The organism is Paenibacillus sp. CAA11 (genome assembly GCF_003060825.1).
Classification (GTDB): Bacteria; Bacillota; Bacilli; order Paenibacillales; family Paenibacillaceae; genus Fontibacillus.
In genome coordinates, this window is the sequence record NZ_CP028922.1 from 3,362,073 (window position 1) to 3,377,152 (window position 15,080).

Genomic DNA, 15,080 nt, shown 5'->3' on the forward strand with positions numbered 1-15,080 from the left:
AAACGAAATTGTGATTTAGATCTTCTCGGGGTTCCCGCAAAGTATTCGGAATCAGCCTCGAAGCCTCTTCTTCACTTTGTGGGGTCATTTTAGGATAAGCCCTCGACCGATTAGTACTGGTCAGCTCCATGCATTGCTGCACTTCCACCCCCAGCCTATCTACCTCGTCGTCTTCAAGGGGTCTTACTAACTCGGGAAATCTCATCTTGAGGGGGGCTTCACGCTTAGATGCTTTCAGCGCTTATCCCTTCCGCACTTAGCTACCCAGCTGTGCTCCTGGCGGAACAACTGGTGCACCAGCGGTGCGTCCATCCCGGTCCTCTCGTACTAAGGACAGCTCCTCTCAAATTTCCTACGCCCACGACAGATAGGGACCGAACTGTCTCACGACGTTCTGAACCCAGCTCGCGTACCGCTTTAATGGGCGAACAGCCCAACCCTTGGGACCTACTTCAGCCCCAGGATGCGATGAGCCGACATCGAGGTGCCAAACCTCCCCGTCGATGTGGACTCTTGGGGGAGATAAGCCTGTTATCCCCAGGGTAGCTTTTATCCGTTGAGCGATGGCCCTTCCATGCGGTACCACCGGATCACTAAGCCCGACTTTCGTCCCTGCTCGACTTGTCAGTCTCGCAGTCAAGCTCCCTTTTGCCTTTGCACTCTTCGAATGATTTCCAACCATTCTGAGGGAACCTTGGGGCGCCTCCGTTACTCTTTAGGAGGCGACCGCCCCAGTCAAACTGCCCACCTGACACTGTCCCCGCACCGGATTACGGTACCAGGTTAGAACTCCGATACGATCAGGGTGGTATCCCAACGTCGCCTCCACCGAAGCTGGCGCTCCGGCTTCCTAGGCTCCCACCTATCCTGTACAAATCGTATCAAAGTCCAATATCAAGCTGCAGTAAAGCTCCATGGGGTCTTTCCGTCTTGTCGCGGGTAACCTGCATCTTCACAGGTATTAAAATTTCACCGGATCTCTCGTTGAGACAGCGCCCAAGTCGTTACGCCATTCGTGCGGGTCAGAATTTACCTGACAAGGAATTTCGCTACCTTAGGACCGTTATAGTTACGGCCGCCGTTTACTGGGGCTTCGGTTCACAGCTTCGGATTACTCCTAACCACTCCCCTTAACCTTCCAGCACCGGGCAGGCGTCAGCCCGTATACTTCGCCTTGCGGCTTCGCACAGACCTGTGTTTTTGCTAAACAGTCGCTTGGGCCTTTTCACTGCGGCCCCCTCGGGCTATTCACCCTACCGAGGCACCCCTTCTCCCGAAGTTACGGGGTCATTTTGCCGAGTTCCTTAACGAGAGTTCTTCCGCGCGCCTTAGAATTCTCTTCTCGCCTACCTGTGTCGGTTTACGGTACGGGCACCTTCACCTGGCTAGAGGCTTTTCTTGGCAGTGTGAGATCATGACCTTCGCTACTGTAATTTTCACTCCCCATCACAGCCCAGCCTTAAAGTGTGCGGATTTGCCTACACACCAGCCTCACTGCTTGGACGGACATCCATCAGTCCGCGTCACTACCCTGCTGCGTCACCCCATCGCTCATAGCGGTTTACGGTGGTACAGGAATTTCCACCTGTTGTCCTTCGACTACGCCTTTCGGCCTCGCCTTAGGTCCCGACTTACCCTGAGCGGACGAACCTTCCTCAGGAACCCTTAGGCTTTCGGCGGATCAGATTCTCACTGATCTTTTCGTTACTCATACCGGCATTCTCACTTGTATGCTGTCCAGCGCTCCTTACGGTACACCTTCAACCTACATACAACGCTCCCCTACCCCTGAATCGACTTCACTCCGCCTTCGAAGTGTGTCTATCCCCTGGAGAGCATTTAGCCTCAGACCCTATAGAGGTCTATCTTCGGCCAAAATGTCACTCTCAGGCTCCACGCCTCAAAGAAGCAGTGAAGTCGATTCAAGCCATAGCTTCGGTGGTGTGTTTAGCCCCGTTACATTTTCGGCGCAGAGTCACTCGACCAGTGAGCTATTACGCACTCTTTAAATGGTGGCTGCTTCTAAGCCAACATCCTGGTTGTCTGTGCAACTCCACATCCTTTCCCACTTAACACACACTTGGGGACCTTAGCTGATGGTCTGGGCTGTTTCCCTTTTGACAATGGATCTTAGCACTCACTGTCTGACTCCCGGATATGAGTCCATGGCATTCGGAGTTTGACTGAGCTTGGTAACCCTTGGCGGGCCCCGCACCCAATCAGTGCTCTACCTCCACGACTCTTTTCTTCCGAGGCTAGCCCTAAAGCTATTTCGGGGAGAACCAGCTATCTCCGAGTTCGATTGGAATTTCTCCGCTACCCCCACCTCATCCCCGAACTTTTCAACGTTCGTGGGTTCGGGCCTCCAGTGCGTGTTACCGCACCTTCACCCTGGACAGGGGTAGATCACACGGTTTCGGGTCTACGCCCACGTACTCAATTCGCCCTATTCAGACTCGCTTTCGCTGCGGCTTCGGCTCTTCACCTTAACCTTGCACGGGAACGTAACTCGCCGGTTCATTCTACAAAAGGCACGCCATCATCCATATAGAGGACTCTGACTTCTTGTAAGCACACGGTTTCAGGTTCTGTTTCACTCCCCTTCCGGGGTGCTTTTCACCTTTCCCTCACGGTACTGCTTCGCTATCGGTCGCTAGGGAGTATTTAGCCTTACCAGATGGTCCTGGCGGATTCATACGGGGTTTCACGTGCCCCGCACTACTCGGGATCCGTCTCGGAGGGAACACATTTTCACCTACAGGGCTTTTACCTTCTCTGGCGGGCCTTTCCAGACCTCTTCAACTAACCTGTTCCTTTGTAACTCCATGTGAGACGTCCCACAACCCCAGAGAGCAAGCTCTCTGGTTTAGGCTGTTCCGCGTTCGCTCGCCGCTACTGACGGAATCACTCTTGTTTTCTCTTCCTCAGGGTACTTAGATGTTTCAGTTCCCCTGGTCTGCCTCTTCACACCCTATGTATTCAGGTATGAGTGACTGGCTATTACACCAGCCGGGTTTCCCCATTCGGACATCCCCGGATCAAAGCTTGCTTACAGCTCCCCGAGGCCGTATCGTTGTTCGCCACGTCCTTCTTCGGCTCCTAGCGCCTAGGCATCCTCCGTGTGCTCTTAATAGCTTAACCTAATCGCTCGGATTTTGGGCTGACACGCTCTGTTGTTCCTTGGTTTCTCGATTGAAATGAATCAAGGTTGAAACCCACTCACAAAGGATCGATCGTCTCCAAAATACCTCGCTCTGTAGCTATCACTTCACTTGTTCTCTTCGATCACAAGTTTCAGCTAAAGAGATGTTTCTAAAACGCAATTTCGTTTCGTTATCCAGTTTTCAAGGATCAAGGACGAAATTTTGGGACAATCACCTTGAGGTGCTGTTCAAAATTTCTGTCAACCTGCCAGCTTAATCAGCCGGAAGATCATCTTATCACATCCATACTCACTTAACTACAAGCAAGTTCTGGAAGCGACAGTCCTGAGAGTTTGAGCTCTCAAAACTGACCAACGAGTGAGATGGTTTGGTTAACTCCAGGTTAACCGATATTTGAATGTCTTCACCACCGAAGACGATTCTCCATAGAAAGGAGGTGATCCAGCCGCACCTTCCGATACGGCTACCTTGTTACGACTTCACCCCAATCGTCTACCCCACCTTCGGCGGCTGGCCCCCTTGCGGGTTACCTCACCGACTTCGGGTGTTGTAAACTCTCGTGGTGTGACGGGCGGTGTGTACAAGACCCGGGAACGTATTCACCGCGGCATGCTGATCCGCGATTACTAGCAATTCCGACTTCATGCAGGCGAGTTGCAGCCTGCAATCCGAACTGAGACCGGCTTTTCTAGGATTCGCTCCAGATCGCTCCTTCGCTTCCCGTTGTACCGGCCATTGTAGTACGTGTGTAGCCCAGGTCATAAGGGGCATGATGATTTGACGTCATCCCCACCTTCCTCCGGTTTGTCACCGGCAGTCACTCTAGAGTGCCCAGCTTGACCTGCTGGCAACTAAAGTTAAGGGTTGCGCTCGTTGCGGGACTTAACCCAACATCTCACGACACGAGCTGACGACAACCATGCACCACCTGTCTCCTCTGTCCGTAAAGGAAAGGTACATCTCTGTACCGGTCAGAGGGATGTCAAGACCTGGTAAGGTTCTTCGCGTTGCTTCGAATTAAACCACATACTCCACTGCTTGTGCGGGTCCCCGTCAATTCCTTTGAGTTTCAGTCTTGCGACCGTACTCCCCAGGCGGAATGCTTAATGTGTTAACTTCGGCACCAAGGGTATCGAAACCCCTAACACCTAGCATTCATCGTTTACGGCGTGGACTACCAGGGTATCTAATCCTGTTTGCTCCCCACGCTTTCGCGCCTCAGCGTCAGTTACAGCCCAGAGAGTCGCCTTCGCCACTGGTGTTCCTCCACATCTCTACGCATTTCACCGCTACACGTGGAATTCCACTCTCCTCTTCTGCACTCAAGCCACCCAGTTTCCAGTGCGACCCGGAGTTGAGCTCCAGGATTAAACACCAGACTTAAATGGCCGCCTGCGCGCGCTTTACGCCCAATAATTCCGGACAACGCTTGCCCCCTACGTATTACCGCGGCTGCTGGCACGTAGTTAGCCGGGGCTTTCTTCTCAGGTACCGTCACCTTAAGAGCAGTTACTCTCTCAAGCGTTCTTCCCTGGCAACAGAGCTTTACGATCCGAAAACCTTCATCACTCACGCGGCGTTGCTCCGTCAGACTTTCGTCCATTGCGGAAGATTCCCTACTGCTGCCTCCCGTAGGAGTCTGGGCCGTGTCTCAGTCCCAGTGTGGCCGTTCACCCTCTCAGGTCGGCTACGCATCGTCGCCTTGGTGAGCCGTTACCCCACCAACTAGCTAATGCGCCGCAGGCCCATCCGTAAGTGACAGATTGCTCCGTCTTTCCCAAATCCCTCATGCGAGGAACTTGTGTATCCGGTATTAGCTACCGTTTCCGGTAGTTATCCCAGTCTTACAGGCAGGTTGCCTACGTGTTACTCACCCGTCCGCCGCTAAGTTATTCAGAAGCAAGCTTCTAAATAACTCCGCTCGACTTGCATGTATTAGGCACGCCGCCAGCGTTCGTCCTGAGCCAGGATCAAACTCTCCAATAAGGTTTTTTCGAGGTGACATCTTTACCCGAATTGCTTCGAGAAAATAACCATCCGAAAATGTATTGAATAAGCTGATGACTCATTTTGAAACTGACGAGAAAGGATCGAATTTCAAGTCGAGATGGACTTAAAAATTCATCCGTTAATTCTCATTTATATCTCACTCGTTGTTCAGTTTTCAAAGATCAAACTGTTCTTACGTTTCAACCGAACTCGTCGGCGTCAACTTTTATATCATAGCATGTTAGCAAGCAAGATGCAAGCTTTTTTTTTTACAAAGACATTCAAGCTTCGCTTTACTACTTAACAGCCACCAGCATTTCAGCAGCTGGATTAATAATATATCATTTATAGACCATAAATGCTACTTGTAAATTATACCAAATAGATTACTGCGAGCGCCTCAACAATATCTCCGCTCCGCTTACATATAATACACAATAGATGCACAACAAGACTCTCGGTAATCACAATTAATAGGGCCAGGAACTGTCCAGAAGAACCTGGCCCTCACAAACTTCATTTTGTCCTAATGGGAAAATGTAATTATAAACCTCTCGTATAATTCCATATCTTATTGGACATCTTTATCATACTGAAGATACACGGCCTGGGTTTGTAAATACTCATTCAGCCCATGTTTGCCGTCTGCCCCGCCGATGCCAGATTTCCTCCAGCCAGCGTGAAAGCCCTGCATAGCTTCAAAGTTCTCACGATTAATATAGGTCTCCCCGTATTTCAATTGCTTGATGGCCTTCATTGCAACATTCAAATTTCGAGTATAAAGCGAAGAAGCTAGACCGAACTCACTGTCATTAGCCAGCTTAATGGCTTCATCCAGATTACTGAAGGAAATAACGGGAATCACGGGTCCAAAAGTCTCTTCCTGCACAATCTCCATCTCATTCGTTGCTTCTATTATAATAGTGGGCTCAAAGAAACTGCCTTTGCCCGGCACCTTGCTGCCACCGCATATAACTTTGGCACCTTGTTCAACTGCGCGGTCTACCTTCTTCTGAACGGAATCCTGCGCAGCCTTGTTGATCAGCGGCCCCATTTGAATATCCGCATCTTTAAGAGGATCGCCGTATTTGACAGACTTCATCGCTTCGACAAGACGGTTCGTAAATTCATCCCGCACCTTCTCATGCACATAAACACGTTCGGCACAATTGCATACTTGCCCGGTATTAATAACGCGGGAATCCACAATCGCTTTGACCGCCAGGTTCAAATCCGCATCGTCCATCACAATGGCAGGGGCTTTGCCGCCAAGCTCTAAGCTGACTTTAATAATGTTGGCTGCTGCCGCCTCCATGACCTTTTGTCCTGCTGGAACACTGCCTGTCAGACTGACCATGCCGACTTTCGGGTTGCTGGCCAATTCATTACCGACTTCGCCTCCCCTCCCTGTTACAAGGTTAAAGACACCTTTAGGAAGGTTAACACGGTCTACAATTTTGGCAAAAGCCATGGCATTATTAGGCGATTCAACGCTTGGCTTAATGACAATTGTATTGCCTGTAATAAGAGCTGGAGCCATTTTTCTTGCAATCAAAAAGAATGGAAAGTTCCAGGGGAGGATGCCTGTAGTTACACCAATCGCTCTTTTAAATACAAAAATGTTCTCATTATCCCGGTCGCTCTGCACAATCTCGCCTTCATAGCGGCGCGCCCATTCCGCCATATAGTCCATGTAGTCTGCCGTAAAATTCACTTCCACGGTGGAAAGCTCCAGCGTCTTACCAACCTCTTCCGAAATCAGCCTCGCTATATGATCAGATTCCGCGCGAATACCATCTGCTATGGCATGAAGATACTTCCCCCGCTCAACTGCGGGCGTCTCTTCCCAGGCAATCTGAGCCGCCTCTGCCGCATCAATAGCCCGAATTACATCCGTTCTAGTCGCTTTCGGCACCTGCGAAATAACTTCATCCGTTGACGGATTGATGACGTCCATCCATTCTCCGTTCTCAGACTCCGTAAACTGGCCATCAATGTACATTAAATGCTTCTCCACCGGTTCTTTCCTCCTTAAGAATAAGATACGGCTTACATTTCCTGCCTTTTGTATTGTAAACGCTGTCAGTGATTATTGTCAACGAAATGAAATTTGTTCTTGTGGTATTATGTTGTTTTCATCTGAATAACTGTTGTTTATCATTTGCTTTATACGGTAAACTAAAACTATTCACAGTCATATAAATATAGGTTACAAAAGGTTTGAAGCAATAATAACTATCGCTCGCCAATATGGAGGGATTCAAATGAAGGTCAGCATTTTCTCAACCTGTCTGGTGGATCTGATGTTTCCGAATGTGGGCATAGCAATGGTTGAAGTCCTTGAAAGGATGGGCTGTGATACCAAGCTGCCCTCCTCCCAGGCTTGCTGCGGACAGCCTACGTACAATAGCGGATATTTAGAGGAATCCAAGAAAGCGATGAAGAACATGATGCTTGCTTTTGAAGATTCTGACTATGTCGTCGGGCCATCAGGCTCCTGTGTGGCTATGCTTCACGAATATCCAGCTATTTTTAAAGGAGATCCCGATTGGGAGTCGAAAGCGATTTCTCTAAAAGAAAAATCCTATGAGTTCACCCAGTTCCTCGTTCATGTGCTTGGCATTACAGACGTAGGAGCCGCGCTGAAGGGAACCGCCACCTACCACACCTCCTGTCATATGACGAGACTTCTTGGCGAGAGGGAGACGCCGTTTCTCTTGCTTGAAAATGTGTCCGGCCTTGAGCTAAAGCCCCTTAAGAGCAGTGATAACTGCTGCGGCTTTGGAGGTACCTTCTCGGTCAAAATGCCAGGGATCTCCGAGCAAATGGTCGACGAAAAATGCAATTGCATCACAGACACTGAAGCAGATATTCTGATCAGCGCAGACATGGGCTGTCTGATGAACATCGGCGGACGCTTATCGCGCAAGGAGAAGACCATAAAAGTGATGCACATTGCGGAAGTGCTGAACAGCCTGCCTGAACCTATCAAAGGAGGTGTGGGGAAATGAGTCTGCAAACCGATAAACGAGGTTTTGACAAACGTACTGCAGAGGGTATGAGGAACTTATTTATGCGAAGCAGCGTCAGCTCGGCACAAGACAGCCTTAAGACAAGACGCTTGACCGCGGCTTCAGCTCTCGGCGATTGGGAGCAGTGGCGAGAGCTCGGCCAGCAAATCCGCAAGCATACGCTCGAGAACCTGGACCACTATTTGGAGGAGCTTGCTGTCAATGTAGAGAAAAGAGGCGGGAAGGTCCTTTTTGCCAGTACCAAGGAAGACGCAAGCAGCTATATCAATCAGGTTGCAGCAGCCAAACAGGCCAAGAAAATCGTGAAATCCAAATCTATGGTTACAGAAGAAATAGAAATGAACCGTGTGCTGATCGAAGCCGGCTGCGAAGTGGTCGAGACCGATCTCGGCGAATATATTTTACAGCTGGATGATTGGGATCCCCCTTCTCACATTGTTGCCCCAGCCTTGCATAAGGACCGGGCTCAGATTAGAAATGTGTTTGAACACAAGCTATCTTACAAGGGGGACGAAACTCCAGAAAATCTAACAGCCTATGCGCGAGATCAGCTCCGCAAAAAATTCCTTGAAGCAGATATCGGCATTACAGGCTGTAACTTTGCCATCGCCAACATGGGAGCCATCAATCTCGTCACCAATGAGGGGAATGGAGATCTTACCGCCGCAATCCCCAAAACCCATATTGCCGTAATGGGCATGGAGAGAGTTGTGCCTACCCTTGAGGAAATGGAGGTGCTGGATAATCTGCTATGTCGCAGTGCCGTTGGCCAGAAGCTAACCAGCTATATCACCGTTATGGGGCCTTCTGCAGCCGGGGAATCGGACGGTCCCGAGGAGTTCCATCTCGTGATCGTAGATAACGGGCGCTCGGATATCCTTGCTAGTGAATTCCGCGAAGCTCTGCAATGCATCCGGTGCGGCGCTTGCCTTAACGTGTGCCCCGTATACCGTCATATTGGCGGACACGCTTATGGTTCCATTTATCCCGGCCCTATTGGCGCTGTGATCACCCCACTGCTTGGAGGCTATAATAATTATAAAGAGCTTCCTTATGCCTCAAGTCTCTGCGCTGCCTGTACGGATGTCTGCCCAGTGAAGATTCCCCTGCATGAGCAGCTCATCCTGCATCGCCAGAAGATCGTCAGTCAGAAGAGAACAGGGCCTGGCGAGCAAATCCAGATGAAAGCCATAAGCCGCGTAACAGGCTCTCCATCCCTATTTAGAAAAGCAATTCGATTAGCGAACCCCGGCAGCAGGCTGATCAGTAAAAACGGCCGCATCGTCCGGGGACCAGGAATGGTCAGAAATTGGCTTAAGGTTAGAGAATTACCGCAGCCCGTGAAGCATCAGGACAGCTTTCGCTCTTGGTATGAAAAACGCAGAGGGGGCGGTGCGAAGTGACGGACTATCAGCGGGAATCGTTCCTTAACTCTCTTGCTTCCAAGCTGGGGAGAGAACGTAAAAGGGTCGTGACACGCCCGAATTGGGAACGGATATATCCTCAAGGGTCACGCAAGAGCTACAGTACCAATGAGCTTGTCACGATCCTGAGGGAGCAGTGTCTCTTCATTCATACCCAGCTCATTGAATCAACCCCTGAAAAGCTGCAGCAAACCTTAAATGATCTGATCGCCTCCTATGGCGGCGGCCCTGTTATTCGCTCTGGAGATAGCCGCTTTGCCAAATACAAGCTTGAGTTCCCAAACTCGCTCATCTGGGAAGAGGCAGCCGGACGGGAAGAGAATATAAGGCGCTCGGCGCTCGCCAATGGGGCGCTTGTATTTGCTGATTATGCACTAGCAGAATCAGGTACTGTTGTAGTTGAAAGTCGTCCTGATCAGGGACGGGCCATGCACTTTCTCCCAGCCCATTATATCGCCATAATTGAAAAAGAAAGACTTGTGCATCGCTCTACACAAGCGGCAGCCGACCTCAACCGCCGAATTGAAGCCGGGGAGCCTGTTGGCTCCTGCATCAATCTGATCTCGGGCCCTTCTAATTCTGCCGATATTGAGATGCAGCTTGTTGTCGGCGTTCACGGTCCGCTTCGCGCAACCTACGTGCTCATATAATTTCAAGGACAACAAACGTAATGTACAAAAAGATACCTCCTCCGCATCCAAGCATGCTGGAGAAGGTATCTCACACCCACTAAGCTGTTATTTAAATTGGTTTATGCGGTATGTTTCTTTCTAAGCGGGGTTACTGTAGCTGGCCCTTGGGCTCCTTCCCGTTTAAAGAAGCGGCGGAGATAAGGCAGAACGTAATGGTCCAAACCGATTTTCCCTGCGTTTGCTGCAGCTACTACCACAAACACTTCAAGAAGCAGCATTTGAGCATTCGTGCTTACCGTACCCGAGAAGAGGAATGCCGCATTCATCACGATTGCCATCAAGGCTGCGAATGTGGTGAAGGTTCCGAGGATTAATCCTAATCCTACAAGGAATTCACCTAGCGGAATCAGGACGTTGAAAAATTTCACTCCCGGCATAGCGGCATGCTCCAGAAATGCAGCCCACCAGCCTTGAACCGCCGGATGCTCGCCAGTGCTCTTGGCGATTGCTCCCTGCAGGAAGCCCCCCGCATCAAATCCGCCCGTCAGCTTCTCCCAGCCATGCGATATCCACTGATAGCCAAGATATATCCGTACCACGGTAAGAAGCCACATTGCAACTTTATTCGTTCTCAGCCACTCGTTAAACATATAAATCTCTCCTTTATCTTCCCTTAAATTTTTGGTGATTTTGTTTTATGTGTGATTTGTTATTCGATGATCATCTCTTATGGCTTTATTATATGTGATTTATTTCACATTATATGTGATAAAAATCACAATTAGAGAGATTATTTAAAATTTAATTTTTATTTTGAAGTTTTTATCTGTTTCCATACGCAAAAAAAAACTCCAGGGTCCCGGAGTCTTAAAAGTAAGAAATGTATCTTATCAGTAACCTAAGTCTTATAACTATGAAATAAAATATTGCCATAAAATCCGCTTCGACCTCAAATATGCTGCTAGAGGGCAGGCTATTTTAACCAAAATAGTCGCTTATAGAAGCTGCGCTCAGATAAAGAGGATTTCAATAAAGTCCCTCTTCATAAGGCTCACTACTTTTCAATAGAACGCATGACCATGCCTACTACAGAAACAGCGATATCCTCAAATGCATCTGTCTCATGCGGCTGAGTAATGCTCATCCGCTGCAGCAGTCCCATCATCATAGTGAAAATGAGCATTCCCGTTCGATTAGGATCTGCATCCTCTCTGATTGAGCCGTCTTCCATCCCGCGAACAATTACAGACTTCAGAAAATGATTCTCTTTGCGCTGCCGGATAAAGCTCTCATACCTCTGGCGAAGCTCATCGTTAAATTCGTCTGCTTCATAGTAGAGATCGAAAAAGATAATAAATTTCATATGCCGTTTATACTGCTGGGCATAATCAATCCAGGCATGAAGCAGCAGCCCCAACCGCTCTCTTCCAGTCAGCTCTGTTCTATCCTTGCTCTCTATATATTGCACCATCTCATTCATTACGGTCATTTGCACTTCGAAGATTAAATCATCCATCGAGCTGAAATGCTTGTAGAAGGTAACCCGGCTGATGCCTGCCAGGCTGCAAACGTCCTTGACGCTGACCTGAAGAAAGAAGCCATCCTTGAAGAACAGCTCTTTGGCTGACTCTATAATGTCTTCACGGTTTTTATTTTTTACATGCTGATGCCATGATTGATCATTCATCCGTAACGCCCCGTTCTATATTAGAATTGTAATTCCGCAGTGGAAAAAACACCGAAGCGAGCAAAATAATAGCCCCCATAATATAAGGGAAATTTAGATTTTTATCAAAAAAGTTCCCAGCTAAGACAGGCCCTATCACATTTCCAAGGCTAGTGTAAGTGGTATTTAGTCCCGATACAAATCCTTGCTGATCTTTGGCCTGTTTGGAGAGCAGGGTATTAATCGTCGGTCTTAAAAAGGCATTGAATATAAAGAAGAGCGAAGATACGGCCAGCAAATACACAAAATTAACTTTAATGAGCATAAGTACTAGGGAAGCGGAAGTGATCAATAACGACCATTTAATCAGCTTGCTTTCTCCCAAGCGGTTAATGGCTGACTCAATAAGCCATACCTGCACCACCGTTCCGATCAGAGCTCCAAGGGTAATAAGTATAGAAATCTCCCGGGAAGTGAATCCATACTTCTGCTCTACATACAGAGAGTACACGGTCTCATAGTTAATTAATCCGAACGTAATAATCAAGATAAGCAGCAGCAATTTGAAATAAGGAGACCGGAAAGACTGTAAGAGCTGCTTCAAAATGGAGGGCTGTTTGACCCCTGAGGAGGACGCAGCCTTCCTTAAGTGGGAAGGCAAGGTTTCCGGCAAAATGAAGGTCAAGAGCGTAGCGGCAAGCCCTAGAGCCGCAGCGATATAATAAGGCATTCTGATGCCAGCCTGGGCTATAATCCCTCCGATACCCGGCCCCAGCACCATTCCGAGGTTCATCGATGCACTTAAGTATCCCATTCCTTTGGCTCTTGTTGCATCTGTTGTTACATCGGCCACATAAGCAAGCACAGACGGAACCATAATTCCCAGCCCTATGCCGCCAACGAACCTGGCAATATACAAAAGGACCAAGTGATGAGCTATGGCGAACAAATAGTCCGCAATCACTGTAAAAAATAACCCCAACAGGATCATCTTCTTGCGGCCGTATTTATCCGAGAAGCGTCCGCCAATAGGCGAGAAAAGGAACTGAGCTGCTCCAAAGGCAGCTACCAAGTAGCCTGCCGCAGATCCTGCTGCATCAAACTCCTTAAGATAATCAGGCAGGATGGGAATGACCATTCCTTGTCCTAACAAAGCTATAAATAGGTTAAGCATTAGAATAAATAACGAATATTTCTTTGCTCCTGAAATTTGAATCATTCTAGACCTCTCCCCACAAGGTTAACAGTGCATAAACGGTTTACGTCATGTAAACCATTAATTTATCTTTATCTTAATCGCACTTTGCTAGTTTGTAAATGATGTACCTCGTATTTGCTTTTCTCTCGTTAATCGAACAGAGATTCTATGCATAGACAGATATACTGTTGATCTTGCAATAAACTTACAAATTATGGTTTGACACCCGTCATCCTCCTCGTTATTATTTATAACGTGGTGTTTTGACTGGTGAGTTTTTTACAAAAACAATCGGTCACAATTAAGAGCAAGTAACGTTCGCCTCTTGCTCCAAAAAAATTTATTTTATGTAGAAAGTAGGTTTATGCATCATGTCCAGTTATCCTAGTGCACAAGGCACACCGCCGCAGCAAGCAAGCGAATTCTCAATCAAGCAGCTGTTCGCTCCCCTTGTGGCTGTCATTATCGGCACTTTCATGGTTATCCTAGACAGCACCGTTGTAAATGTTGCCATCCCTACGCTTGTAAACTACTTTGACACTTCACTTCAAACCATTCAGTGGTCTGTGACAGCTTACACCCTAGCTCTCTCAGCGGTCATTCCGCTGGCGGGATGGTTGTCTGATAAGTTCCAGCCCAAACGCGTATTTCTTGCGTCCATAGGTCTGTTCACATTAGGGTCCATCCTGTGCGCACTTGCGCAGTCCCCTGAGCAGCTGATCTTGTTCCGGGTCCTGCAAGGGCTCGGCGGCGGAATGGTCTCGCCGATCGGGACAGCCATGGTCTACCGTCTGGCCCCGCCGGATAAACGAGGCTCCGTCATCGGGATGTTTGGCATCCCGATGCTATTGGCTCCGGCCCTTGGCCCCGTATTGTCCGGGTGGCTGATTGAATATGTGAATTGGCAGTGGATCTTTCTGATCAACCTTCCAATCGGGGTAATCGGAATCTTAATCGGCGCCAAAAATTTGCCCGCTTTCCCTGGCGGTAAAGCGCCTTCTCTGGATGTTCTGGGGATGATTCTGGGCCCTCTGGCCTTTGCTATGATCACCTTTGGAGTAAGCGAAGGCAGCGAAAGCTGGACTTCTGCCAGTACATTGACGGGGCTGATCGTGGGGGGATTTGCTCTTCTGCTCTTTATCTTGAACTGTCTAAGACATAAACAGCCGCTGCTGGAGTTACGGGTGTTCAAATCGTCAGATTTCACCCGCGGTATTGTCACTTCATGGATCATGCAAACCGCTCTATTCGGCACAGTGCTGCTGTTTCCGCTGCTGCTGCAACAGGTCAAGCATTATACGCCGCTTGCGACAGGGCTGATCATGCTGCCGCAAGCGCTGGGAGCGATGATATTTATGCCGCTGGCCGGAAAACTTTTTGACAAAGTAGGGGCACGTCCACCGCTTCTAGTTGGGATGACGCTAATCACGGCCGCGATGTTTACCATGTATCTAACGACTGGGACTTCACTAGGAATCATTATGCTCTCACTATTCTTCCTGGGCTCGGGTATGGGACTGTCCATGATGTCGCTTAACACCCATGTGTTAACTGCAACACCTCCGACCCTCGTCAGCAGAGTTACCCCTCTGACAAGCGCGTCCCAGCAGGTAGTCTCTTCCTTCTCCATCGCCGGCTTTACCGGGTTTCTCTCCTCCCGTATGACGGCTAACGTGGCAGGGGGTGCCAATGGGGATGACATCATGCAATCAGGTCTAAGCGCGTTTGGAGATACCTTCCTATTGGCCGCATGTATCGCGTGTGTTGGCCTTGCGCTAAGCTTCTTTTTAAGAAGACCGAAGCAGCCCTGGGCCGAATCAAAATAATCAAATCATTCGACATACAATAAACGCTTGGATATTCTCCAAGCGTTTTCTTTGTATTTATTCGACTGTAATCCCCAATTGCCTTTCGTAATTTCTTACGAGCATTCCGCTTGATTTCAGCATGCCGAATTTCTCATCATAAGAAACCA

General features: G+C 48.8%; 8 protein-coding genes and 2 rRNA genes. 4 read left to right on the plus strand and 6 right to left on the minus strand.

Features of this window, described 5'->3' with window-relative positions:
* Positions 1-90: 90 nt before the first annotated feature.
* From DCC85_RS15770 to aldA, 3 genes are all read right to left on the minus strand, one after another.
* Positions 91-3,141: ribosomal RNA gene (locus DCC85_RS15770) — 23S ribosomal RNA — on the minus strand.
* Positions 3,142-3,593: 452 nt separating this feature from the next.
* Positions 3,594-5,150, minus strand: a 16S ribosomal RNA gene (locus tag DCC85_RS15775).
* Together the 16S and 23S rRNA genes form the textbook arrangement of a ribosomal RNA operon.
* A 574-nt stretch (positions 5,151-5,724) precedes the next feature.
* On the minus strand, positions 5,725-7,155 hold the full coding sequence (gene aldA, locus DCC85_RS15780) for an aldehyde dehydrogenase (RefSeq protein WP_108467910.1): 1,431 nt from the start codon (positions 7,153-7,155) through the stop codon (positions 5,725-5,727).
* Between the two features lie 262 nt (positions 7,156-7,417).
* Here aldA and DCC85_RS15785 point away from each other — a divergent pair, with 262 nt between their 5' ends.
* The 3 genes from DCC85_RS15785 to DCC85_RS15795 are packed head-to-tail and all read left to right on the plus strand — an operon-like array spanning position 7,418 to position 10,259.
* Entirely contained in the window at positions 7,418-8,164 is a 747-nt protein-coding gene (locus DCC85_RS15785) for a (Fe-S)-binding protein (RefSeq protein ID WP_108466446.1), read from the plus strand.
* Positions 8,161-9,588 (plus strand): LutB/LldF family L-lactate oxidation iron-sulfur protein, encoded by a 1,428-nt coding sequence (locus DCC85_RS15790; RefSeq protein WP_108466447.1) that lies wholly within the window; start codon positions 8,161-8,163, stop codon positions 9,586-9,588. The genes DCC85_RS15785 and DCC85_RS15790 overlap by 4 nt, the downstream gene beginning before the upstream one ends.
* Positions 9,585-10,259: a LutC/YkgG family protein gene (locus tag DCC85_RS15795; RefSeq protein WP_108466448.1), complete on the plus strand. Its 675-nt coding sequence runs from the start codon at positions 9,585-9,587 to the stop codon at positions 10,257-10,259. The genes DCC85_RS15790 and DCC85_RS15795 overlap by 4 nt, the downstream gene beginning before the upstream one ends.
* 101 nt (positions 10,260-10,360) lie before the next feature.
* Here the strand turns inward: DCC85_RS15795 and DCC85_RS15800 are convergent, their stop codons facing one another.
* The 3 genes from DCC85_RS15800 to DCC85_RS15810 all read right to left on the minus strand — a co-directional run bounded on the left by DCC85_RS15800 (position 10,361) and on the right by DCC85_RS15810 (position 13,126).
* Positions 10,361-10,891, minus strand: a complete 531-nt coding sequence (locus tag DCC85_RS15800; protein WP_108466449.1) for a DoxX family protein — start codon at positions 10,889-10,891, stop codon at positions 10,361-10,363.
* Between the two features lie 404 nt (positions 10,892-11,295).
* Positions 11,296-11,928: a TetR/AcrR family transcriptional regulator gene (locus DCC85_RS15805; RefSeq protein ID WP_108466450.1), complete on the minus strand. Its 633-nt coding sequence runs from the start codon at positions 11,926-11,928 to the stop codon at positions 11,296-11,298.
* Complete coding sequence (locus DCC85_RS15810; RefSeq protein WP_108466451.1) at positions 11,921-13,126, minus strand: MFS transporter; 1,206 nt, start codon at positions 13,124-13,126, stop codon at positions 11,921-11,923. Before DCC85_RS15810 ends, DCC85_RS15805 begins: the two co-directional genes overlap by 8 nt.
* Positions 13,127-13,476: 350 nt before the next feature.
* On the opposite strand from DCC85_RS15810, the gene DCC85_RS15815 reads away from it, so the two are divergent.
* Positions 13,477-14,931: a DHA2 family efflux MFS transporter permease subunit gene (locus tag DCC85_RS15815; protein WP_108466452.1), complete on the plus strand. Its 1,455-nt coding sequence runs from the start codon at positions 13,477-13,479 to the stop codon at positions 14,929-14,931.
* The last annotated feature ends 149 nt before the right edge of the window (positions 14,932-15,080 follow it).

Bases quoted from the DNA above. Each gene is read 5' to 3' on its own strand.
- aldA (WP_108467910.1), bottom strand. From the start codon at position 7,155: ATGTACATTGATGGCCAGTTTACGGAGTCTGAGAACGGAGAATGGATG.
- DCC85_RS15785 (WP_108466446.1), top strand. From the start codon at position 7,418: ATGAAGGTCAGCATTTTCTCAACCTGTCTGGTGGATCTGATGTTTCCG.
- DCC85_RS15790 (WP_108466447.1), top strand. From the start codon at position 8,161: ATGAGTCTGCAAACCGATAAACGAGGTTTTGACAAACGTACTGCAGAG.
- DCC85_RS15800 (WP_108466449.1), bottom strand. From the start codon at position 10,891: ATGTTTAACGAGTGGCTGAGAACGAATAAAGTTGCAATGTGGCTTCTT.
- DCC85_RS15805 (WP_108466450.1), bottom strand. From the start codon at position 11,928: ATGAATGATCAATCATGGCATCAGCATGTAAAAAATAAAAACCGTGAA.
- DCC85_RS15810 (WP_108466451.1), bottom strand. From the start codon at position 13,126: ATGATTCAAATTTCAGGAGCAAAGAAATATTCGTTATTTATTCTAATG.
- DCC85_RS15815 (WP_108466452.1), top strand. From the start codon at position 13,477: ATGTCCAGTTATCCTAGTGCACAAGGCACACCGCCGCAGCAAGCAAGC.